Genomic DNA, 20770 nt, shown 5'->3' with positions numbered 1-20770 from the left:
GGAGTATGGACGTGATCAACGAGACCCTGGTCTTCGAAACCCTGCGCGACACCACCCTGGAGGTGGTGCCCGAGCTGACCGCCGAGCAGTTCCGTGCGGACGAGTGCCTCGCCGACCTCGGCTGCAACAGCATCGACCGGGCCGACATCATCACGATGGCCATGGACCGGCTCGGCGTGGTCGTCCCGATCGGTGAGGTGCACTCCGGCCTGAAGGTGCGCGACCTGGTCGGCCTGTTCGCGAAGCACAGCTGAGATGGCCGTGCACGTGGCAGGACTCGGCATCGTCAGCCCGATCGGCACCGGAGCCTCGCGCTTCGCCGCCGCGCTGCGAGCCGGGACCTGCGGCATCGTTCCCGTCGAGGACGAGGGCGGGGCGGCCCACGCCGCCCCGCTGGGCTCCTTCGACCTCCGCGCGCAACTCTCCGACGTGCCGGACGACCTGCGGCGCTCGGCGCTCCGGCTGGCCGGTCGCTCCCCGTTCGCCGTGCAGGCCGCGGCCTGCGCCGCGGTCCAGGCCTGGCTCGACGCCGGCCTGGACCGCCGGGCCGGGCTCGACCCGGAACGGATCGGGCTCGTCGTCGCCGGCAACAACCTCACCGCCGGGCACGCCGAACAGCTGCGCCCGGTCTACGAGCGCGGCTCCCGGTTCGTCCCGCCGAGGTTCGCCCTGCAGATGCAGGACACCGACCACGTCGGCGTGCTCAGCCACATCCTCGGTATCCGGGGCGAGGGCTGCACCGTCGGCGCGGCCTCGGCCAGCGGCACCGTCGCCATCGTCAACGCGGCCCGGCTCGTCGCGTCCGGCGCCGTCGACGTCTGCCTCGTCGTCGGCGCGCTGGCCGACCTGACGCCGATGGAGCGGGCCGCCTTCCGCAACCTCGGGGCCATGGCCGACGGCCCGGAGCCGCCCGGCAGCCCCTTCGACGGCGCGCACCGCGGCTTCGTCCCCGGGCAGGCCGCGGCCTGCCTGGTGCTGGAGGCCGGGGCGGAGCGGCCGCTCGCCGAGGTCGCCGGCTACGCGATGGCGCTCGACGGCAACAGCCTGGCCGACCCCGACGAGTCGGGGGAGGTCCGGGCCGTCCGGCGGGCACTGGCGGTGGCCGGCCTCGACCCCGCCGACATCGCCTACGTGAACACTCACGGCTCCGGCTCGCGGCTCGGTGACCGGACCGAACTGGACGCGCTGCGGCGGGTGTTCGGCCCGCACTCCGGCCGCCCTTGGCTCAACGCGACCAAGGGCATGACCGGGCACTGCCTCGGCGCCGCCGGGGTGGTCGAGGCCGTCGCCACCGTCGTCCAGATGCGGGACGGCTTCGTCCACCCCAACGTGGGCCTGCGCGACCCGATCGAGACCGGCTGGCGGTTCGTCGGCGCGGAGGCGGTGGACGTCGCCGTCCCGACCGCCCTGTCGACCAGCTTCGGGTTCGGCGGGTTCAACGCCTGCGTCGTGCTGAAGGAGGCCGCCGCGTGACGTGGATCGAAGGCGCCGACCGCCCCGGTGCGGTCCGGCTGATCTGCCTGCCGCACGCCGGCGGCGGCGCCCGGTTCTACCGCCCCTGGCTGGACGCGTTCGGCTCCGGCGTCGCCCTGTGCCCGGTGCTGTTGCCGGGCCGGGAGGGCCGGTGGAACGAACCCGCGGCCCGGTCCACGGCCGAGCTGGTGGAGCCGCTGGTCCAGGCGCTGAAGGCGCTGAACGCGCTGGACGGGCGGCCCTTCGCCCTGTTCGGACACAGCATGGGCGCGGGCGTTGCCTACGCCCTCGCGCTGCGCTGCCTCGCCGAGCCGGGCCTGCCCGGGCCGGTGCGGCTGTTCGTCTCCGGCCGCCCCGCCCCGCACCTGCGGCCCCGGCTGCCGAGCGTGCACGCGCTGCCGGAGGAGGACTTCATCGCCCGGCTGCGGCTGCTGAACGGGACGCCGCCCGAAGTCCTGGCCGAACGTGGGCTGTTGGAGGCGTTCCTGCCCACGCTGCGCGCCGACTTCGCGCTCAACGAGACGTTCCGCCCGGTCGGCGCGCCGGTCCTGGATGTGCCGGTCACCGCGTTCGGCGGGGAGAGCGACCCACTGGTCCATCCGGACGAGCTGCTCGCCTGGCGGGCCGTCACGACCGGCGGATTCGACCTGCAGATGTTCGAAGGCGACCACTTCTACCTCAAGGAGCCGCCCGCCGGCCTGGTGGCGGCCGTCACCGGGGCGGTCGCCGAAGCGGCCGCCGAAGCGGTCATGGTCCAGCCAGGGCGGGTCTGACCGTTCGCGTCGCGCGCCCGCCGGGAACCGTCGAACACGCCCCGGGGCGAGCACAGCGGAGCGGGCCCCTGTTCGAGAACAGGGGCCCGCTCCGCTGTCGGGGGAACCGGGGGAGCCGCTTCGCTCAGGCGGCCTTGCGGTAGCCGCGGACGGCGAGCGGCACGAAGACCACCAGCAGGCCGACGACCCAGGCCAGCGCCTCGATCACGGCACCGGTGGTCGCCTCGCCCAGCATCAGCCCGCGGACCGCGCCCAGCGCGGCGGACAACGGCTGGTGCTCCGCGTACGGCTGCAGCCACCCCTTCATGGTGTCCGGCGGGACGAACGCGGAGGAGGAGAAGACCATCAGGATCATCGGCGGGAAGGTCGCGGCCTGCGCGGACTCCGGGTTGCCCACACCCAGGCCGATCGCCGCGAAGATCCAGGACGCGGCGAATCCGAAGAGCAGCATCAGCGCCACGCCCGCCGCGACCGCCGCGGGGGAGCCGTCCGGGCGGAAGCCCAGCAGCAGGCCCATCCCCAGGACGATCACCGCGACCACGGCGTTCCGCACCGTGTCGGCGATGATCCGGCCGGCCAGGAACGCCGGTCGGCTCACCGGCAGCGACCACATCCGCTGGACCAGGCCCGCCTTGACGTCCGCGGCCAGGCCCACCGCAGTGCCCTGGGCGCCGATGATCACGCTCCAGCCGAGGATGCCGGGGATGAGGTAGTCCACGTACTCGTGCCCCGGCACCGGGATCGCCCCGCCGAAGATGAAGTAGAAGAGCAGGACGGTCATCACCGGCTGGACCGTCGATGCCATCAGCAGGCTGGGAACGCGACGGTAGTTGAGCAGGTTGCGGCCGGCGACGGCGAAGCTGTCGCTGATCGCGGCGCTGAGGGCACCCGGCTGCCGGGGCGTCGTCTCGGTGGCGGTGGTCATGCGGACTCTCCGGTGTGGGCCGTGAGGGCGAGGAAGGCGTCGTCGAGGCTGGGCTCGCGCAGGGCGAGCGTCGTCGGCATCAGGCTGTGGGCGTCGAGGATGGTCATGGCCCGCATCGTCGCCGCCGCACCGTCGTCGGCGTTGAGCCGGAGCACGGTGCCCTCGCGCTGTGGTGCGCTGCCCTCCAGCCTGGTCAGCAGATCCGCGGCCTGACGCACCAACTCCTCCTGGGCGAAGCCGATCTCCACCACGGAGGCGCCGACCTTGGCCTTGAGTTCGGCCGGGCTGCCCTCGGCGACGACGCGGCCCCCGTCGATCACGGCGATCTGCTGGGCGAGCCGGTCGGCCTCCTCCAGGTACTGGGTGGTGAGCAGCACCGCGGTGCCCTCGGCGACCAGTTCCTTGACCATGTCCCACAGGGCCAGGCGGCTCTCCAGGTCGAGGCCGGTGGTCGGCTCGTCCAGGAAGAGGACCGGCGGCTTGTGCACCAGGGCGGAGGCGACGTCGAGCCGACGGCGGGTACCGCCCGAGTAGCCCTTCACCGGCCGGTCGGCAACCTCGGTGAGTCCGAAGCGGTCCAGCAACCCGTCGACGCGGTCGGCGAGTTCGCGACGGGGCACATGGGTCAGCCGCCCGATGAGCCGGAGGTTCTCCCGGCCGGTCAGGTTGTCGTCGACCGCGGCGTACTGGCCGGTGAGGCCGATCCGGTTGCGGACCTGCGCGGCCTGGCGCACGGTGTCGAGGCCGAGCACCTCGGCCCGTCCGGCGTCCGGCGTGCTGTTGGTGGTCAGGATGCGCACGGTGGACGTCTTGCCCGCGCCGTTGCGGCCGAGCAGGGCGAATACCTCTCCCCTTTCCACCTTGAAGGAGACGTCATCGAGTGCGGTCACTTCGCCGAAGCTCTTGCGCACGTGCTCGACGAGAATTGCGGGTGCAGTCACGGAGGAATCCTCGCGGTACGGTCGTTGTACGGGGACGACGGGCGGCCCGCCGTGGGCGGACGCCTTGTTCACGCCGGGGTCAGGCCGCGACGCGCTGCCGGGGCTGGGCCGACGCGTTTTCCGACGACTTCGCGGTGTTGACCGCGACCGTCTTCATGACGGTGTCGGCGAAGGTCTGGCCCTTGGCGTCCCAGAACGGCCGCAGGAATCCGACCCCGAGGGTGCAGATGTTGGTCATGTGGGCGTTCTCGCGGACGAACGCCCGCAGGGGGCCCATGGGCGCGTTGGTCGGCTCGTGCAGGAGCTTGAAGCCCATCAGCTGCTTGCCCCAGGTGTGGCCTTCCTTGCCCATCCGGACGCACTTGTTGTAGAAGTTCGACCAGAGGCCGAGGCCGATGAAGAGGAACAGCAGGCGGTCGCCCCAGTCCCCGTCGGCGAAGATCTGCTTCAGCAGATATCCGATGCCGAAGTACACCCACATGAGGGCGAAGTCGATGAAGAAAGCGGCGGTTCGCCGCCACCACGGCGCGTAGCTCACGGGACTCTCCATTTCAGGCGCGCGAGTCGATTGGCGCAGATTCTCCAGTCCCGACCCGCCCGGTGCTGCGCAAACTTGAGCAGACCCCGGCTTCCCCGGTCCGCAGAATTCCTTCGTCCCGTCTCGTGAAGGAGCTCATATGCCACCTCCAGCCGAAGTTGCCTTGCATTTCTTCCTGCAAGTGGCCGTCATTCTCGGCGCGTACCGGCTGCTCACCCCGCTGTTCGTCAGGCTGGGACAGTCCCAGGTCGTGGCGATGATGTTCGCCGGCTTCGCGCTCGGACCGTCCCTGCTGGGCGCGGTCGCCCCCGACGTGCAGCACTGGATCTTCCCGACCAAGGTGGTCGTGGAGGGCGTCAAGGTCGTCCACCCCTCGCACATGACGCTCTACGTGGTGGGCCAACTGGGCCTGGTGCTCTACATGTTCCTCGTCGGAACGGCCTTCAACACCCGGATCTTCGTGAGCCACGCCAGGACGGCCGGCCTCACCTCGCTCGCCGGAATCGCCGCGCCGATGGTGCTCGGCGGCCTGGTCGGCTGGCTGATGGTCGATCAGGGCGGCTACTTCGCCGAGAAGGTGAGCGCCTGGGAGGCCGCGCTCTTCATCGCCGCCGCGATCGCTGTGACCGCGTTCCCGATGCTGGCATGGATCATCCACGACTCCGGCCTCCAGGAGACCCGGCTCGGCACCATGGCGCTGGCCTGCGCGGCGGTCGACGACGTCGTCTCCTGGATCCTGCTGGCCGCGGTGGTGGCCTCGATCAAGGGCAGTGCCGCGCTCGCCATCACCGCCCTGGTGGGCGGCGTCGCCTACACGGTGCTGATGCTGACCGTCGGCCGGGCGGGCCTGCGCCGCGTCGGCGACTGGGCGCAACGCCGGATGGACGCCGGGGAGGCATTCCCGGTCGGCCCGTTCGTCGTCACCATGATCGGCCTGGCGCTCGCCGCCTGGTTCACCGACAAGACCGGCATCTACGCCGTCTTCGGCGCGTTCGTCATGGGCGTCTCGATGCCGCGCGGTGCCTTCGTCGAGGCGTTGCGCGATCGGCTGGAGCCGCTGGTCGGCTACGTCCTGGTGCCGGCCTTCTTCATCTACTCCGGCCTCAACACCAAGCTCTCGACCGTGTTCGAGACCGACACCCTGCTGATGGCCGGCCTCGTGCTGCTGGTCGCGTCCGTCGGCAAGGGGCTCGCGGTCATGGTGGCCGGCCGCATGCAGGGCCTCGGCACCCACGAGTCGCGTTCCCTCGGCGCGCTGATGAACGCCCGCGGCCTGATGGAGCTGATCCTGCTCAACATCGGCCTGGAGGCCGGGATGTTCGGGGTCGAGCTCTACACCGTCCTCGCGGTCATGACGATCATCACGACCTTCGCGGCGACCCCGCTGCACCGGCTGTTCGCAGCGAGGGCCCGCCGGGAAGGCGTGGACATCGAGGCGGCGGTTCCGCTTGCGGAGACGGATGCGGAGAAGGACCTGGTGCCCGCGGGCCGATAGCAGTACCGGGCGGGGCGGGGCGGGGCGGCCGGAGCCTCCCCGTCCCTCATCGAACCATGCAGACCATGAGAAGGAAGAACACATGACCGAGACCGTCCAGGTGGGTGGCTTCAACGACGTCGAGCTGACGGGCCAGCAGAAGCAGATGCTGGGCTTCCTCGACTGGTGCGAGAACCTCCCCCAGATGCCCCCGCTGCGCGACCGCTCGCACCAGCTGCTCGACCTGCCCTCGGGCGCCACCGTGCTCGACGTCGGCTGCGGCGTCGGGACCGCCACCGCGCAGCTGGCCGAGAGCGGCCTGGACGCGATCGGCGTCGACGCCAGCGGCTTCCTCGTCCAGGTCGGCCGGCAGCGCCACCCCCAGCTGCGGCTGATCGAGGCCCGCGCCGAGGACCTCCCCCTGGAGGACGCGTCGGTCGACGGCTACCGTGCCGAGCGCGTCTACCAGCACCTGACGGACCCCACCGCCGCCCTGGCCGAGGCCCGCCGGGTACTGCGTCCGGGCGGCCGCCTCGTTCTGGTCGAGCTGGACGCCGACCTCTGGACGGTCGACGCCTCCGACATGGACACCACCCGCAAGCTGGGGCGCGCCTTCGCCGACACCATCGCCTACCCGTGGATCGGCCGCCGCTTCCACAGCCTCCTCCAGGACGCCGGCTTCGAGGACATCGAGGTGGAGCTCTTCCCGCTCGTCTACCGCGACTACGCCCAGTGCGGCGTCGTCCTCCAGAGCGTCGCCGCCGCGGGCAAGGCCTCCGGCGCGGTCACCCCCGAGGCCGCCGACGCCTGGCTCGCGGAGCAGCAGGAGCGCGCGAAGACCGGCAAGCTCTTCGTCATGGTCCCGATGTTCATCGCCTCCGCCACCCGCCCCTGACACCCCTGCCGCCCCGGCACGCCGACACTGCGCACGGCCCGACGCCGCGCGCAGTGTCGGCGTGCCGTGTCCGCGCCGGCGTCCTGCAGCAGCCGCCGTGGGATCCGTCCGGTTCAGGCGAGCCGGGTGAATTCCACCCGTACCCGGGGGAGTTCGCCCGGCGCGCCGCGGTAGACGCCCTTGTGCGGGGGCACGTCGCCGTACTCGCGCCCGCGCGCGACGATGACGTGGGACTCGCCGGGCTGGGTGCCGTTGGTCGGGTCCTGGCCGATCCACTCGCCCGCCCAGTACTCGACCCAGGCATGGCTCTCACCGGCCACCGGCCGGTCGAGCTCGGCGTCGGGCGAGGGGTGCAGGTAGCCGGACACGTACCGGGTCGGGAGACCGGCCGCGCGGAGCAGGGCCGCGGTGAGGTGGGCGAAGTCCTGGCAGACGCCTGCCCGTTGGTCCCAGGCGTCCTGTGCTCCGGTGTGCACCCCGGTGGTTCCCTGGGTGTAGGAGACGCGCTCCCTGACCAGGTCGGTCAGCGCCGCCGCGGCCTGGTGGGCGTCCAGGCCGTCGGCGGCCGCACGGGCCTGGGCGGCGAGGTCCGGGCTCACCGTGGTGCGCGGCGTCGCGGCGAGGTACTCGGTCAGCCGGGAGTCGGCCGACCGCGCGGCGATCTCGGCCCGGTCGAGCGGCGTGGGCAGCGGGGTCGGCGGGGCGGTCTCGACCAGGCTGGTCGCCGTCAGCGAGAGGTCGGTGTGCGAGTCGGCGAGGTCGAACACGGTGACCTGGGTGCCCCAGTAGTCCCAGTAGGTCCACAGCGAGGCGGCCGGGGTCACCTCCACCCGTGAGTCCAGGACGGTCTGGGTGGGCAGGGTGAGCGGGCTCATCCGCAGCTCGTTGTACGAGGAGCCGGCCGGGCTCGGGTATCCCACCCGGGTCTCGTGTCGTATCCGCAGTCGGCTGGCCATCCCGTTCACACTCCCTCTCGCATCACGGACTGGTGGGACCACTCGATCGGGCCGTCGTAGGGGAAGTAGCGCTCGGCCACGGCCCGGGTGGCCTCGCCGCAGGCGAGCTGGAGCTCGCTCAGCAGCGCGGGCAGTTGCTCCAGCTCGGCGGAGTCCAGGTACTCCAGCCTGGTGCGCATCCGGCCCACGGCCAGCCGCGCGGGTTCGGGCCGCTGCCAGGCGGGCGTGCCGCCGCCGAGTTCGGCGAGGCACTCCTCGGCGGCGCTCAGCGCGTGCAGCACGGAGCGCGGGAATCCCCGGTCGAGCAACAGGAAGGCCGCCACCTCGCCCGGGTCGCTGCCGGCCCCGCGGGCGCGGACGAAGGCCTCCTCGGCGCCGCTCGCGCTGAGCAGCGTGGGCCAGTCGGGCGCGTGGACGGCTGCGAGCACCCGGACGGCGAGCAGCCGGGCGATCATGTCGACCCGCTCCAGGCTCCGCCCGAGGACGACGAAGCGCCAGCCGTCGTCACGGCTCATGGTGGAGTCGGCGAGCCCGAAGAACAGGGCGGCGCGGCGGCGGACCAGCCCGAGGTAGGCGTCCGGTCCGGTGCGGCGCGCGGCGCGCTGGTGCTCGGCGAGCTGGTGCCAGGTGGAGTTGAGGGTCTCCCACATCTCGGTGGAGACCACGTCGCGTGCGGTCAGCGCGTTCTGCCGGGCCGCCCTGAGCGCGCCCTCGATGGAGCCGGGGCTGGCCTGGTCGAAGGCGAGCCGGGCCAGGACCGAGTCCATGTCGCAGTGCTGTTCGCTCGGGACGGCCACGCCGAGGATGGCGTGCAGCGAGCGGCAGGCGGCGTCCTCGTCGCTCCACGGGTCTTCCAGCAGCCGGTGCAGGTAGGCGTCCAGGATGCGGGCGGTGTCGTCGGCGCGCTCCACGTAGCGGCCGACCCAGAACAGGGATTCGGCGATCCGGGAGAGCATGGTGTCGGTGGTGATCACTGCTGCTGTGCCTCCTCCTGGGCCGGGCCGCCGGGCGTGCTCGTGCTGCCGGGGCCGAACTGACGCGGGCTCACTTCGCTCACCGCGGTGGACCGCTCGCCGGTGGACCGGCTCGGCGGTGCGTCGGGTGCCAGCACCCAGGTGTCCTTGGATCCGCCGCCCTGGCTGGAGTTGACGATCAGGTTGCCCTCTCCGAGGGCCACCCGGGTCAGCCCGCCGGGGACCAGCCAGACGTCGCTGCCGTCGTGGACGGCGAACGGCCGCAGGTCGATGTGGCGGGGAGCGAGCCCGTCCTGGCCGTCGCCGCGACGGCTCAGGGTCGGCGAGGTGGACAGCGCCACCGGACGCTGGGCGATCCAGCCGCGCGGGTCCGCCCGCACCTCCTTGGCCAGCCGGTCGAGCGCGTCCCGCTCCGCACGCGGGCCGATCACGATGCCCTTGCCCCCGGCGCCGTCGACCGGCTTCAGCACCAGCCGGTCCAGCTGGTCCAGGACCTCCTCCAGCCGGCCCGGTTCCTCCGGGCGGATGGTCTCCACGTTCGGCAGCAGCGGCTCCTCCGCCAGGTAGTAGCGGATCAGGTCGGGGACGTAGGTGTAGAGCAGCTTGTCGTCGGCGATGCCGTTGCCCACGGCGTTGGCGAGGGTGACGTTCCCGGCGTGGGCGGCGGACATGATGCCCGGGACGCCGATCAGCGAGTCCGGGCGGAAGTGCAGCGGGTCGAGGAAGTCGTCGTCGAGCCGCCGGTAGATCACGTGGACCGGGGTCTCCCCCCGGGTGGTGCGCATCCGTACCCGGTTGCCGGAGCAGACCAGGTCGCGGCCCTCGACCAGTTGGACGCCCATCAGCCTGGCCAGCAGGGCGTGTTCGAAGTAGGCCGCGTTGGCCACGCCCGGGGTGAGGACGGCCACCACCGGATCGGTCACGCCGTCGGGAGCGCAGGCCTTGAGAGCAGCCAGCAGGCGCTGCGGGTACTCGTCCACCGGGCGTACGGGCTGTTCGGCGAAGAGGGCCGGGAAGGTGCGGGTCATCACCCGGCGGTTCTCGATCACGTACGAGACGCCGGACGGCACCCGGACGTTGTCCTCCAGCACCCGGAACCGGCCCTCCTCGTCCCGGACCAGGTCGATCCCGGAGACGTGGATGCGGACCCCGTTCGGCGGTTCTATGCCGTGCGCCGCCCGGTGGAAGTGCGGCGAGGAGTACAGCAGTCGGTAGGGCACCACACCGTCCGCGAAGACCCGCTGCCTGCCGTAGGCGTCGGCGAGGAAGGCCTCCAGGGCGAGGACCCGTTGCCGGACGCCCCGGCACAGCCGGTCCCACTCGACGGCGTCGAGCAGGCGGGGCACCAGGTCGAGCGGGAAGGGGCGTTCCTCGCCGCCGTAGGAGTAGGTCACGCCGCGATCCGTGAAGGCACGGGCCATCTGGTCGGTGCGGTACCGGAGTTCGAGGGAGTCCAGGGGGCTCAGCGCGGCGAACACGGCCTCGTAGGCCGGTCTCACCACCCCGGGGCGCTCGAACATCTCGTCCCACGCGTCCGCTGTCGTGTACGAGTCGAATATGTCGGCCATGGCGAGACGCTATTGGCGGTCGGTTTCGGCCGTGTGACGGCCGCACTACCGAAAGCACCGCATCCCAGCTCAGGTGTGCTGCGGCCGTCCGCCGGTCAGGTGCTGGGCCTACGCAGCAGCTTGACGTGCCGACGAGCGTGGGCTGCCGACGGGCGGCCCGAGCGGCCGGACGGCTCCGGCGCCGCCTTGGTCGCCGAGTACCGTGCGCTGCACGGCCGCTGACACCCCCGGGGCAGGCATACGTCGGATCGGCATATGGCGGCTTCGGGCCTATACTCCGACCATGTCGAGCTTGCTGGACCTTTCCATCCTCGGGTTCCTGTACGAGGAGCCGCTGCACGGCTATGAACTGCGGGTGCGGATCGCCCGGTTGTCAGGGCACGTCAGGACGGTCAGCCACGGCACGCTGTACCCGGCCATCAAGCGGCTGGAGACGGCCGGGCTGCTGACCCGCGAGGCGCAGCCCGGGGCGGCGGCCGCCCCCCGGCACGTGCTCAGCCTCACCGAGGCCGGCCGGGCCGAACTGCAGCGGAACCTGCGGGAGCCCGCCGAGCCGTTCATCACCGACGAGAACCGCTGGTTCGCGCTCCTCGCCTTTCTGCGCCACCTGCCCGACCCCGGTGCCCAGGCGACCGTGCTGCGCCGGCGCCTCGCCTTCCTCAGCGAACCCAGCAGCTACTTCTACGACGGCGACCGCCCGCTCACGGCGGGCGATGTCGGCGATCCCTTCCGCACGGGGGTGCTGCTGATCGCCCGGGCCACCTCGCGGGCCGAACTGGAGTGGCTCCGGACCACGCTCGACGAACTGGCGGCGGCCACCGTGGCCGACCGCGGACAGGAGGTTGCGCATGCGGTCCATGACTGACGCCGAATGGCGTGCGTTCGTGCTGACCGGCACCCGGACCGGCAAGCTGGCCACCCACCGCAAGGACGGTCGGCCGCACGTCACACCGGTCTGGTTCCTGCTGGACGACGTCCCGGGCGGGATCGAGGTGGTCTTCACCACCTGGCACGACTCGCTCAAGTACCGTGCGTTGCGGCGCGATCCGCACTTCGCCCTGTGCGTCGACGTCCAGCAGCCGCCCTACGGCTACGTGATGCTGGAGTGCACGGCCGCCTTCACGGACGACGGCGAGGAGCTGCGCACCTGGGCCACCCGCATCGGCGCCCGGTACATGGGCGCCGAGCGGGCCGCGGAGTACGGCGAGCGCAACTCCGTGCCGGGCGAGTACCTGGTCCGCGCCGTGGTCGACAGGGTGACCGCCTACGACGGCATCGCGGACTGACCGGACCGGCAGCCCCGGTGGGGGCCGCCGGTCGCACCGGTCACACCGGTCGGGCCGCCGTTTCGTTCCCGTCGAACCGGGCTCGGCCCGGACCATTCGTCAGGAAGGATCCCATCCCGGCGGTGCGGTCCGCTGTCGCGAACAGCCCGGCGAACAGCGCCTGTTCGATCTGCAGCCCGGCCCACCGGTAGTACCGGCGCGCCGGTGGCTCAGTCGACCGCTGCCACGGGGACGGGTGCGTGCCGCTCCGGGTGGTCGATGGCCGTGTCGCGGGGGCCGGGCTGCGCGGGAGCCGGGGCCGGGGCCGGCTCGCCGGCGAGTGCGGCCTTGGCGCGGCCGATGTCCAGCAACCCCTCCCAGCGGGCCACGACGAAGGTCGCGACGCAGTTGCCGAGGAGGTTGGTGACCACGCGCATGGTGTCCATCAGGCGGTCTGCCGCGAGCAGCAGCGCCACCGCGCCCGGGGGGAAGGCGTTCACGGCGGCGGCGGTCGCCGACAGGGCCAGGAACGCGGAGCCCGGGATGCCCGCCATGCCCTTGCTGGTGAGCATGAGCATCAGCACGATCGTGACCTGCTGGCCCAGGGACAGGTGCACGTCGAGCGCCTGCGCCATGAACAGTGTCGCCACCGAGAGGTAGATCGACGCCCCGTCGAGGTTGAAGGAGTAGCCGGTCGGCAGCACCAGCCCGGTCGGCGCCTCGCCGGCGCCCGCGTCGCGCAGCTTCTGCATCATCCTCGGCAGCACGACCTCGCTGGACGCCGTCGCCACCGCGAGCGAGAACTCGGACCGGGTGTAGACGAGGAAGCGCCACAGGCTGAGGCCGGTGAACACCTTGAGCAGCACGGCCAGGCCCAGCACGAACAGCAGCGCGGCCCCGTAGCAGCAGGCGATGAGTGCGCCGTACGAGGAGAGCGCCGACATCCCGTACTGGCCGATCAGGTAGGCGGCGGAGCCGAACGCGGCGAGGGGCGCGAGCTTCATCACGTACCCGACGATCCGGAAGATCACCTGACCGGCCTGGTCGACCAGCTGCAGGACCAGCGGGGTGCGGGTGTGGCCCAGGTGGCTGATCGCCGTCCCGCAGAGCACGGCCAGCAGCAGCACCTGCAGCAGCTGGTTGTTGGCGAAGGCCCCGACCGCGCTGGTCGGCACCAGGTTCAGCAGGAAGCCTGCGAAACCGGGGAGTTGGGCGCCCGCGGTCTTCTTGTCCACGGCCGCGGCATCGAGCTTCGGGTGCCCGTCGGCGAAGCCGTGCCCGGGTTCGACGAGGTTGCCGGCGGCCAGACCGACCAGCAGCGCGATCGTGCTGACGACCTCGAACCAGATCAGTGCTTTGACGCCGATCCGTCCGACGGCCTTGATGTCGCCCGCCTTGGCGATCCCCAGCACCACGACGCAGAAGACCAGCGGCGAGATGACGGCCTTGATCGCGTTGAGGAAGGCGTCACCGATCAGCTTGAGGTCGTGAGCGCTGTCCGGCCAGAGGTCTCCCACCGCGATCCCGAGCCCGATGGCCGCGATGACCTGGGTGAACGGTGACAGCAGCACGGTCGCGGCCCGGCTTCGGGCAGGCACGGATGCTTCGGTCATGCGAATCCCCTTCTCGAAGGAATTCCGTACAGCGGAATTACTCTTCCGCCTCGATGGGCGTGCGGTGGATTCTGCTGGCCGTTCGTCACGTCCCCACGTCCCCGGCGTTAACGCCGGGTATCGTGCGGCCCGCCGGGGCACCGGCCTTTCCCGAGCATCCGGGAGAGGGCGGGCCGGGCGGCGCGGCTGATCAGGACGCGCCGGTCGCGAGGTAGGTGCGCCAGTCGCCGTGGTGGGTGATGTCCGTTCCGGTGGATGCGGTGTGCGGGTCGCACTGGAAGCCCAGCACCCAGGTGCCGTCGGCGAGTTCGATCCGCCCCAGGGACATGGGGGAGGGCAGGGCGGCCAGGAAGCGGCCGAGGGCTGCGGGGGAGAGGGTCCAGCGTTCTCCGGTGATCGGGCCTCCGGCGCCCGGGCCGACACGGACGAGGCCGGGCTTGGGTGGCTCGGTGGTCAGCGCGGTGAGGCGGTACGCGGCGGCCGTGGTGACCTCGCCCGCGTAGCGTGCGCCGGTCTCGGTGAGCTGCCGGTTGAGGGGCTGGCCGCGCAGGTGGGCGCCGAAGACGGCGAGGTCGACTCCCGTGCCGGGCAGGGGAGTCGGGGCCTGCTCGCCGGTGAGGAAGGCGGCGATGTCGAGGGCGGGCTGGTCCTCGAAGGCGCGGGTGATGACGCTGACGCCGAAGGGGCTGCCGTCGGCCTCGCCGGCCGGGACGGCGACGGCGGCGAGGTCGAGGAGGTTGACGAAGTTGGTGTAGGTGCCCAGGCGGGAGTTGACGGTGACGGGGTCGGCCTGGACGGCGGCGATGTCGGGGTGCTCGGTGGTGGTCGGCAGGAGCATCGCGTCGTAGCCGGACAGGAGGCGGCGGGCGAGCGCCTTGTACCCGTCGAGGCGTTCCTGGTCGGCGGCCAGGGCGTGGGCGGGCAGTTCGGCGGCGGCGAGGATGATCCCGGCCACGGTGGGGTCGGCCGCCGACGGGTCACGGGCGATGAACTCGCCCACCGCGGCGTAGCGTTCGGCGACGAGTGCGCCGTCGTAGAGGAGTCGCGCCGCCTGCAGCAGGGGGGAGACGTCGATGACGGTGGCCTCGGCGCCGGCCGCCTCCAGGCGCTTGACGGCCGTACGGAACGCGGCCTGCGCCTCCGGCGAGAGCGGCGCGAGGTCCACATCCCCGGGGATCGCGATGCGTGGGTGCTCCGGGGCCGACAGGCGTACGTCGTCCGGCCAGGTGCGGCTGAGCGGGTCGCCCTCGTCGGGGCCGATCATGACGGCCAGGGCCTGCTGGGCCTCGGTGAGGGTATGGGCGAAGACGGTGACGGCGTCGTAGGAGCGGGCGGCGGGGACGACTCCGGTGGTGGGGACCAGTCCGAGCGTGGGCTTGATGCCGACGATGCCGTTGAGGGCGGCGGGGACGCGGCCGGAGCCGGCGGTGTCGGTGCCGAGGGCGATGTCGGCGATGCCCAGGGCGACGGCGACCGCCGATCCGGAGCTGGAGCCGCCGGAGATCTTCTCCGGGCGCAGTGCGTTGCGGACGGGGCCGTAGGGGCTTCGGGTGCCGACCAGACCGGTGGCGAACTGGTCCAGGTTCGTCTTGCCGAGGACGAGTGCGCCCGCGTCCACCAGCCGCTGCACGGCGGTCGCCGAGCTGCCGGGCGGGTAGGCGTAGTCGGGGCAGGCGGCGGTGGTGGGCAGGCCGGCCACGTCGATGTTGTCCTTGACGGCCACCAGTGTTCCGGCCAACGGCAGGTCGGTCCCTGCGGCGATGCGCCGGTCCAGCTCGCGGGCCTCGGCCAGCACGTCGGTCTCGGGGCGCAGGGTGATCCAGATCTCGGGCCGGTCGGCTTCGGCGATGCGCCGGTAGGCGTCGATGACGCGCTCGGCGCAGCTGACGGTCGGGGCCTGGGTCATGCGGTTTCCTCTTCCATGACGGTTTCCAGGGCGGATGCCATGACGGTTTCCACGGCGGATGCCATGACGGTTTCCACGGCGGATTCCACGACGGTTTCCACGGCGGTTTCCCTGACGACGGCCAGCGGGGCGCCGGCGTCGATCTGCTGGCCGGGGATGACGAGTACGTCGGCGATGACGCCGCCGGCGGGGGCCCGCACCACCACCTCCATCTTCATGGCTTCCAGCACGAGGAGCGGCTGGCCGGCTACGACGCGGGCTCCCGGCTGGGCCTCGACCTTCCACACGGTCGAACTGAGCGGTGCCTCGACCAGGAGGCTGCCCGGATCGAGGGCCGGGGAAGCGGCGTCCTGGACGACCGCATCGGGTGCCTCGCGCGGGGCGAACTCGCCCGCCTTCTCCCACGCCTGGCGTTCCGCCTCGAAGGCGGCTGCCTGGCGGGTGCGGAAGGCCGCGATGCTGTCGGCGTTCTCGCGCAGGAACCTCTCGTGCTCGCCGAGGGAGAAGGTGCCGGGACGGATGTCCAGGGCGGTGCGTCCGGCGGCCAGGTCGGCGCGGATGTCGAGGAGTTCCTCCGGGCTCACCGGGTGCCAGACGATGCGGTCGAAGAAGCGCAGCAGCCAGGGCTGGTCGTCCGCGAAGGAGCGGGGTGGGCGCAGGCCGCCCCAGACGGGGACGGTGCGGCCGATGAGCTGGTAGCCGCCGGGGCTCTCCATGCCGTAGACGCACAGGTAGGCGCCGCCGATGCCGACGCCGCCCTCCGCCGTCCAGGTGCGGGCCGGGTTGTACTTGGTGGTGACCAGGCGGTGCCGCGGGTCGAGCGGGGTGGCGGCGGGGGCGCCGAGATAGACGTCGCCCAGGCCGAGTACGAGGTACTCGGCGGCGAAGACCGTCTGCCGGACGTCCTCCACGCTGTCCAGGCCGTTGATGCGGCGGATGAATTCGAGGTTCGACGGGTTCCAGGGCGCGTCGTCGCGGACCGAGGCCGTGTAGCGGGCGATGGCCTCCTGGACGGTGGGGTCGTCCCAGGAGAGCGGGAGGTGGACCGCCCTGCTGGGCACGGTCAGGTCGGCGGTCGCGGGGAGTTGGTCCTCCGCCTCCTGGAGCAGACCGAGCAGGGTGCGCAGGGGGAGCGTGTCGGGGTCGGTGTGCAGGTGCAGGGAGCGCACGCCCGGTGTGATGTCGACGAGCCCCGACGGGCGCAGTGCGTGCAGGTGCTGGGCGAGGGCGTGGACGCGCATGCGCAGCGCCAGGTCGAGCGTCATCGGACCGTACTCGACCAGGATGTTGTCCTCGGCGCCGCGCCGGTACGTCACCTCGGGGGTGGTGTCGGTGGCCGGGCGGCGGGCGATGACACCGTCGTCGCCGTCCGGGCCGGCGTTCGTCGGGAGGGTGAGCAGGGCGGGGGTGCGGCGCAGGGCGTCGGCGGTCGTCTCGCCGACGGGAACGAAGCGCACGGTGTCGCCGGGACGCAGCTGTCCGGTCTTCCAGCGGTCGGCGCGGACGATGGTGACGGGGCAGGCGAAGCCGCCGAGGCTGGGGCCGTCGGGGCCGAGGATGGCGGGCGTGTCGCCGGTGAAGTTGACCGCGCCGACGGAGTACGCGGTGTCGTGGACGTTGGAGGGGTGCAGGCCGGCCTCGCCGCCGTCCGGCCGGGCCCATTCGGGACGCGGGCCGATGAGCCGTACGCCGGTGCGGGCGGACTGGGCGGAGACCTTCCAGTCCGTCTCGTAGACGGTGCGCAGGCCCTCGCGGGTGAGGAAGTCCGGTGCGGGGTGCGGGCCTTCGCTGACCGCGATCCGCCAGTGGCCGGCGAGGTGCGGGCGGTCCGCGGCCGGCACCGCCGACGGGGCGGGGGCGTCGGCGGCGGGCGTCGCCGGGCGCAGGACGTCACCGGCGCGCAGTGCCCGTCCGGCGTGCCCGCCGAAGGCGCCGAGGGTGAAGGTGGCGGCGCTGCCGAGGTAGTCGGGAGTGTCGAGGCCGCCGCGGACGAGGACGTAGGTCCGCATGCCGGGGCCCTTCGGGGTGCCCACGTCCAGGATCTGACCTGCCGTCAGTTCCAGCGGCTGCCACTGTTCGACGGGCTGTCCGTCGACCCGGACCTCGGCCCGTGCGCCGGTCACGCAGACGACCTGCGGGTGGGAGAAGCGCAGGGCCGCTCCTTCCAGGGTGCACTCCAGGCCCGGCGCGCCCTCGGGGTTGCCGACGGCGGTGTTCCCGAGGCGGAAGGAGAGGTCGTCCATCGGGCCGCCGGGCGGGATGCCGACCTCCCAGTAGCCGGTGCGCCCGGGCCAGTCCTGCACGGTGGTCTGCGCGCCGCCGCGCACGACGTCGATGCGTGGACGCGGATCGGTGATGCCCGCGAGCGTGGCGGTGGTGTGCACGGCGGCCCGCACGTCGGGCGCGTGGCAGGCCGCGCGGAGCAGGCCGAGGTTGGTCTCCACGCCGTCGATCCTGGTGTCGGCCAGGGCCTGCGCGAGGCGGTCGAGGGCCTCGGCGCGGGTGGGGCCGGTCGCGATGACCTTGGCGAGCATGGGGTCGTACGCCGTGGATATCCGCTGCCCGGTCTCGGCCCAGCCGTCGACGCGGACGCCCTCGGGGAAGCGGACCCGGGTCAGCAGGCCGGAGCTGGGTCGGTGGTCGAGGGTCGGGTCCTCGGCGTAGATCCGGGCCTCGACCGCGTGGCCGTGCGGGACCGGTTCGTGGAGGAAGCCGGTCTCGCCGCGGGCCAGGCGCAGCATCCAGGCGACGAGGTCGACGCCGTGAGTCTCCTCGGTGACCGGGTGTTCGACCTGGAGGCGGGTGTTGACCTCCAGGAAGTACGCCTCCTGGCGTGCGGGGTCGTAGACGAATTCCACGGTGCCGGCGGAGCGGTAGTCGACCGACGCGCACAGTTCCCGTGCCGTGGTGTGGAGCCGGGCTCTGACGTGGTCGGGGAGGTCCGGTGCCGGGGCCTCCTCCAGGACCTTCTGGTTGCGGCGCTGGAGGGAGCAGTCGCGGTCGCCGAGCACGGCGATCCCGCCGGTGCCGTCGCCGAAGACCTGCACCTCGACGTGGCGGGCGCGGTCGACGTACCGCTCCAGGAAGACCCCGCCGTCCCCGAAGCTGCCCCGGGCCAGCCGGGTGACCTGGGCGAACGCCTCCCGCAGCTGCTGCGGTCCGGCACAGGCCCGCATGCCGATGCCGCCTCCGCCGCCGGTGGCCTTGAGCATGACCGGGTAGCCGATCGTCTCCGCCGTGCTCAGGGCCTGCGCCTCGTCGGCGAGCAGTCCGCTGCCGGGCAGCAGGGGTACTCCGGCCGCGAGCGCGGCGGCCCGGGCGGTGTGTTTGGCGCCGAAGACCTCCAGCTGGGCCGGGGCGGGGCCGACGAACACCAGGCCGGCCGCCTCCACCGCGGCGGCGAAGGAGGCGTTCTCGGCGAGGAAGCCGTAGCCGGGGTGGATCGCTCCCGCGCCGGTGGCGAGGGCCGCTTCCAGCACCAGGTCGGCGCGCAGGTAGCTGTCGGCGGCGGGTGCCGGGCCGAGGCGTACGGCCTCGTCGGCCATGCGGACGTGCGGGGCGGTGCTGTCGGCGTCGGAGTACACCGCCACCGTGCGCAACCCGAGGGCGTGTGCGCTGCGCAGGATGCGGCAGGCGATCTCTCCGCGGTTGGCGACGAGCAAGGTGTCGAACACGATGGCGGCTCCTCCGGAGCGGGCGGTAGGGCGGCGCTTGACGTACTGCCGGTGTCTCGGGGTCAGACGGTGATCGGCTGTGCGGGCAGCACGTGGTCGCCGACCTTGTCGGTGCTCAGGCACAGCGAGCAGACGACCGCTTGATGGGTGGCACAGGCGGTCAGGTCGGGGCGCTCGTAGGGCTGGTGGCAGACGTGGCAGTCGAGGGTGACGGCGCTGGGATTGCCCTCGGCGTCGAGCAGGGGCTCGTCGATGCCGTCGCCGGTGCGGCGCAGGTAGTACCTGCCCTTGGTGACGATCGCCATCAGCGGGGTGAGGACGAAGGCGATGACGGCGGCGGCCACCGGCGAGTACGGCTGGAGGGTGTCGCCGAGGGCGTGGAAGTACATGGCGATCGACAGACCCGAGGCGGCGACGAAGGCCACCACGCCGACCGGGTTGACGGCGTGGAGCATCCCGCGGCGGAACTCGGGCTGGAGCGGGGAGAGCCTCAGCAGGTACTTGTTGACGCCGATGTCGGTGGCGACGGTGACGACCCAGGCGATCGCGCAGTTCGAGTAGAAGCCCAGGATGCTGTTGAGGAAGCTGAACATGTCGGCTTCCATCAGGGCGAGCGCGAAGCCGAGGTTGACCAGGACGAAGACCATCCGGCCGGGGTAGTGCCTGGTGACCCGGGTGAAGGAGTTCGTCCAGGCCAGCGAGCCGGAGTAGGCGTTGGTGACGTTGATCTTGATCTGGCTGATCACGACGAGGGCCACCGCGAGCGGGATGACGAGCCAGGACGGCATCATCGCGTCGAAGGCGCCCTTGAACTGCTGGATCGGCTCCGGGGCGGCGTCCGCGCCGACCTTGGCGATGATGTAGACGGCGAGGAAGACGCCGATGGCCTGCTTCAGGGCGCCGAGGACCACCCAGCCGGGGCCGGCCATGATCACGGCGGTCCACCAACTGCGCTTGTTGGCCTCGGTCTTGGGCGGCATGAAGCGCAGGTAGTCGATCTGCTCGCCGATCTGTGCGATCAGGGACAGGCAGACACCGGCGCCGAGGAGCACCGAGGCGGGGTTGAGGCCACCCTCGCCGTCGGTGCCGGCGTAGGAGAGGAAGCGGTCGACGGTGCCGGGGTCGTTGCCGATCAGGTAGGCCAGCGGGGCGACCATCAGCACCAGCCAGACCGGTGTCGTCCACACCTGGAGCTTGCTGAGCGCCTTCATGCCGTAGATCACCAGGGGGATCACCATCAGCGTGGAGACCGCGTAGCCCAGCCACAGGGGCAGTCCGAGGCCGAGCTTGAGGCCCTGGGCCATGATCGAGCCTTCGAGGGCGAAGAAGATGAAGGTGAAACTGGCGAAGATGGCGCTGGTCAGCACCGAGCCGTAGTAGCCGAAGCCGGAGCCGCGGGTGATCAGGTCGAGGTCGATGTTGTAGCGGGCGCCGTAGTAGGCGAGCGGGAAGCCGGTGACGAAGATGACCACTGCGGCCACGGCGATCGCCACGAGCGCGTTGCCGGTGCCGTGGGCCAGGCCGATGCCGGCACCGATGGAGAAGTCGGCCATGTAGGCGATGCCGCCGAGCGCGGTGGTCGCCACGACCATCGGGGTCCAGCGGCGGTAGCTGCGGGGCGCGAAGCGGAGGGTGTAGTCCTCCAGGGTCTCCTTCGTCGCCTGGCTCTTCTCGGCGTCGGATGGTGCGGTCGTCGTCAGACGTGACTCGGCGGTGCTCATGGTCAGCCCTTCCGGGGTGCGGGGGTGCGGGGGCTGTCTCTTATACACATCTGACGCTGCCGACGAGCGATCTA

General features: G+C 72.1%; 17 protein-coding genes. 7 read left to right on the top strand and 10 right to left on the bottom strand.

Going from position 1 to position 20770, the window contains the following annotated elements:
• The first annotated feature begins 11 nt into the window (after positions 1 to 11).
• The 3 genes from OP86_RS07200 to OP86_RS07190 are packed head-to-tail and all read left to right on the top strand — an operon-like array spanning position 12 to position 2246.
• A complete protein-coding gene (locus tag OP86_RS07200; protein ID WP_234434910.1) occupies positions 12 to 254 on the top strand; it encodes a phosphopantetheine-binding protein in 243 nt (80 codons plus the stop codon).
• A gap of 1 nt (position 255) precedes the next feature.
• On the top strand, positions 256 to 1473 hold the full coding sequence (locus OP86_RS07195; RefSeq protein ID WP_030257036.1) for a beta-ketoacyl synthase N-terminal-like domain-containing protein: 1218 nt from the start codon (positions 256 to 258) through the stop codon (positions 1471 to 1473).
• Positions 1470 to 2246 (top strand): thioesterase II family protein, encoded by a 777-nt coding sequence (locus OP86_RS07190; RefSeq protein WP_051829787.1) that lies wholly within the window; start codon positions 1470 to 1472, stop codon positions 2244 to 2246. Before OP86_RS07195 ends, OP86_RS07190 begins: the two co-directional genes overlap by 4 nt.
• Positions 2247 to 2370: 124 nt before the next feature.
• Here OP86_RS07190 and OP86_RS07185 read toward each other — a convergent pair whose 3' ends face one another.
• The 3 genes from OP86_RS07185 to OP86_RS33380 form a co-directional block, all read right to left on the bottom strand.
• On the bottom strand, positions 2371 to 3171 hold the full coding sequence (locus OP86_RS07185; RefSeq protein WP_030056129.1) for an ABC transporter permease: 801 nt from the start codon (positions 3169 to 3171) through the stop codon (positions 2371 to 2373).
• Positions 3168 to 4112 (bottom strand): daunorubicin resistance protein DrrA family ABC transporter ATP-binding protein, encoded by a 945-nt coding sequence (locus tag OP86_RS07180; protein ID WP_030056128.1) that lies wholly within the window; start codon positions 4110 to 4112, stop codon positions 3168 to 3170. Before OP86_RS07180 ends, OP86_RS07185 begins: the two co-directional genes overlap by 4 nt.
• A 79-nt stretch (positions 4113 to 4191) precedes the next feature.
• Positions 4192 to 4650 (bottom strand): RDD family protein, encoded by a 459-nt coding sequence (locus OP86_RS33380; RefSeq protein WP_030056127.1) that lies wholly within the window; start codon positions 4648 to 4650, stop codon positions 4192 to 4194.
• A 181-nt stretch (positions 4651 to 4831) separates the two neighbouring features.
• Between OP86_RS33380 and OP86_RS07170 the strand changes: the two genes are divergently transcribed.
• Entirely contained in the window at positions 4832 to 6145 is a 1314-nt protein-coding gene (locus OP86_RS07170; protein WP_063832312.1) for a cation:proton antiporter, read from the top strand.
• An 82-nt stretch (positions 6146 to 6227) separates the two neighbouring features.
• A complete protein-coding gene (locus OP86_RS07165) occupies positions 6228 to 7019 on the top strand; it encodes a methyltransferase domain-containing protein (RefSeq protein ID WP_051829786.1) in 792 nt (263 codons plus the stop codon).
• Between the two features lie 113 nt (positions 7020 to 7132).
• Here OP86_RS07165 and OP86_RS07160 read toward each other — a convergent pair whose 3' ends face one another.
• From OP86_RS07160 to OP86_RS07150, 3 genes are read right to left on the bottom strand one after another with little or no spacing between them, the layout of a single operon-like run.
• Positions 7133 to 7975 carry a transglutaminase family protein gene (locus tag OP86_RS07160; RefSeq protein ID WP_030056124.1) on the bottom strand — a complete coding sequence of 281 codons (843 nt, stop codon included), beginning with the start codon at positions 7973 to 7975 and terminating at the stop codon, positions 7133 to 7135.
• A 5-nt stretch (positions 7976 to 7980) separates the two neighbouring features.
• Positions 7981 to 8949 carry an alpha-E domain-containing protein gene (locus OP86_RS07155; RefSeq protein WP_030056123.1) on the bottom strand — a complete coding sequence of 323 codons (969 nt, stop codon included), beginning with the start codon at positions 8947 to 8949 and terminating at the stop codon, positions 7981 to 7983.
• The gene (locus OP86_RS07150) at positions 8946 to 10517 is read right to left on the bottom strand and encodes a circularly permuted type 2 ATP-grasp protein (RefSeq protein WP_030257028.1); all 1572 of its coding nucleotides are present in this window, start codon (positions 10515 to 10517) and stop codon (positions 8946 to 8948) included. Before OP86_RS07150 ends, OP86_RS07155 begins: the two co-directional genes overlap by 4 nt.
• Before the next feature lie 283 nt (positions 10518 to 10800).
• On the opposite strand from OP86_RS07150, the gene OP86_RS07145 reads away from it, so the two are divergent.
• Positions 10801 to 11382, top strand: a complete 582-nt coding sequence (locus tag OP86_RS07145; protein ID WP_051829785.1) for a PadR family transcriptional regulator — start codon at positions 10801 to 10803, stop codon at positions 11380 to 11382.
• Entirely contained in the window at positions 11375 to 11803 is a 429-nt protein-coding gene (locus OP86_RS07140) for a PPOX class F420-dependent oxidoreductase (protein WP_030056121.1), read from the top strand. The genes OP86_RS07145 and OP86_RS07140 overlap by 8 nt, the downstream gene beginning before the upstream one ends.
• A gap of 209 nt (positions 11804 to 12012) precedes the next feature.
• Here the strand turns inward: OP86_RS07140 and OP86_RS07135 are convergent, their stop codons facing one another.
• From OP86_RS07135 to OP86_RS07120, 4 genes are all read right to left on the bottom strand, one after another.
• Positions 12013 to 13395 carry a cation:dicarboxylate symporter family transporter gene (locus OP86_RS07135; RefSeq protein WP_051829784.1) on the bottom strand — a complete coding sequence of 461 codons (1383 nt, stop codon included), beginning with the start codon at positions 13393 to 13395 and terminating at the stop codon, positions 12013 to 12015.
• 190 nt (positions 13396 to 13585) lie between these two features.
• Positions 13586 to 15301, bottom strand: coding sequence for an allophanate hydrolase (atzF, locus tag OP86_RS07130; RefSeq protein WP_030056119.1), 1716 nt, complete (start codon positions 15299 to 15301; stop codon positions 13586 to 13588).
• Positions 15298 to 18975, bottom strand: coding sequence for an urea carboxylase (gene uca / locus OP86_RS07125; protein ID WP_078588634.1), 3678 nt, complete (start codon positions 18973 to 18975; stop codon positions 15298 to 15300). The genes atzF and uca overlap by 4 nt, the downstream gene beginning before the upstream one ends.
• Positions 18976 to 19037: 62 nt before the next feature.
• The gene (locus OP86_RS07120) at positions 19038 to 20696 is read right to left on the bottom strand and encodes an allantoin permease (RefSeq protein WP_030056117.1); all 1659 of its coding nucleotides are present in this window, start codon (positions 20694 to 20696) and stop codon (positions 19038 to 19040) included.
• Positions 20697 to 20770 lie beyond the last annotated feature (74 nt).

Source organism: Streptomyces novaecaesareae (assembly GCF_000716875.1).
In the GTDB taxonomy this organism is placed as follows: Bacteria; Actinomycetota; Actinomycetes; order Streptomycetales; family Streptomycetaceae; genus Kitasatospora; species Kitasatospora novaecaesareae.
Note: the sequence above shows the minus strand (reverse complement) of the source record. Positions and strands in the feature narration are given on the sequence as shown.

Bases quoted from the DNA above. Each gene is read 5' to 3' on its own strand.
- OP86_RS07145 (WP_051829785.1), top strand. From the start codon at position 10,801: ATGTCGAGCTTGCTGGACCTTTCCATCCTCGGGTTCCTGTACGAGGAG.
- atzF (WP_030056119.1), bottom strand. From the start codon at position 15,301: ATGACCCAGGCCCCGACCGTCAGCTGCGCCGAGCGCGTCATCGACGCC.
- OP86_RS07150 (WP_030257028.1), bottom strand. From the start codon at position 10,517: ATGGCCGACATATTCGACTCGTACACGACAGCGGACGCGTGGGACGAG.
- OP86_RS07195 (WP_030257036.1), top strand. From the start codon at position 256: ATGGCCGTGCACGTGGCAGGACTCGGCATCGTCAGCCCGATCGGCACC.
- OP86_RS07120 (WP_030056117.1), bottom strand. From the start codon at position 20,696: ATGAGCACCGCCGAGTCACGTCTGACGACGACCGCACCATCCGACGCC.
- OP86_RS07135 (WP_051829784.1), bottom strand. From the start codon at position 13,395: ATGACCGAAGCATCCGTGCCTGCCCGAAGCCGGGCCGCGACCGTGCTG.
- OP86_RS07165 (WP_051829786.1), top strand. From the start codon at position 6,228: ATGACCGAGACCGTCCAGGTGGGTGGCTTCAACGACGTCGAGCTGACG.
- OP86_RS07140 (WP_030056121.1), top strand. From the start codon at position 11,375: ATGACTGACGCCGAATGGCGTGCGTTCGTGCTGACCGGCACCCGGACC.
- OP86_RS07160 (WP_030056124.1), bottom strand. From the start codon at position 7,975: ATGGCCAGCCGACTGCGGATACGACACGAGACCCGGGTGGGATACCCG.
- OP86_RS07185 (WP_030056129.1), bottom strand. From the start codon at position 3,171: ATGACCACCGCCACCGAGACGACGCCCCGGCAGCCGGGTGCCCTCAGC.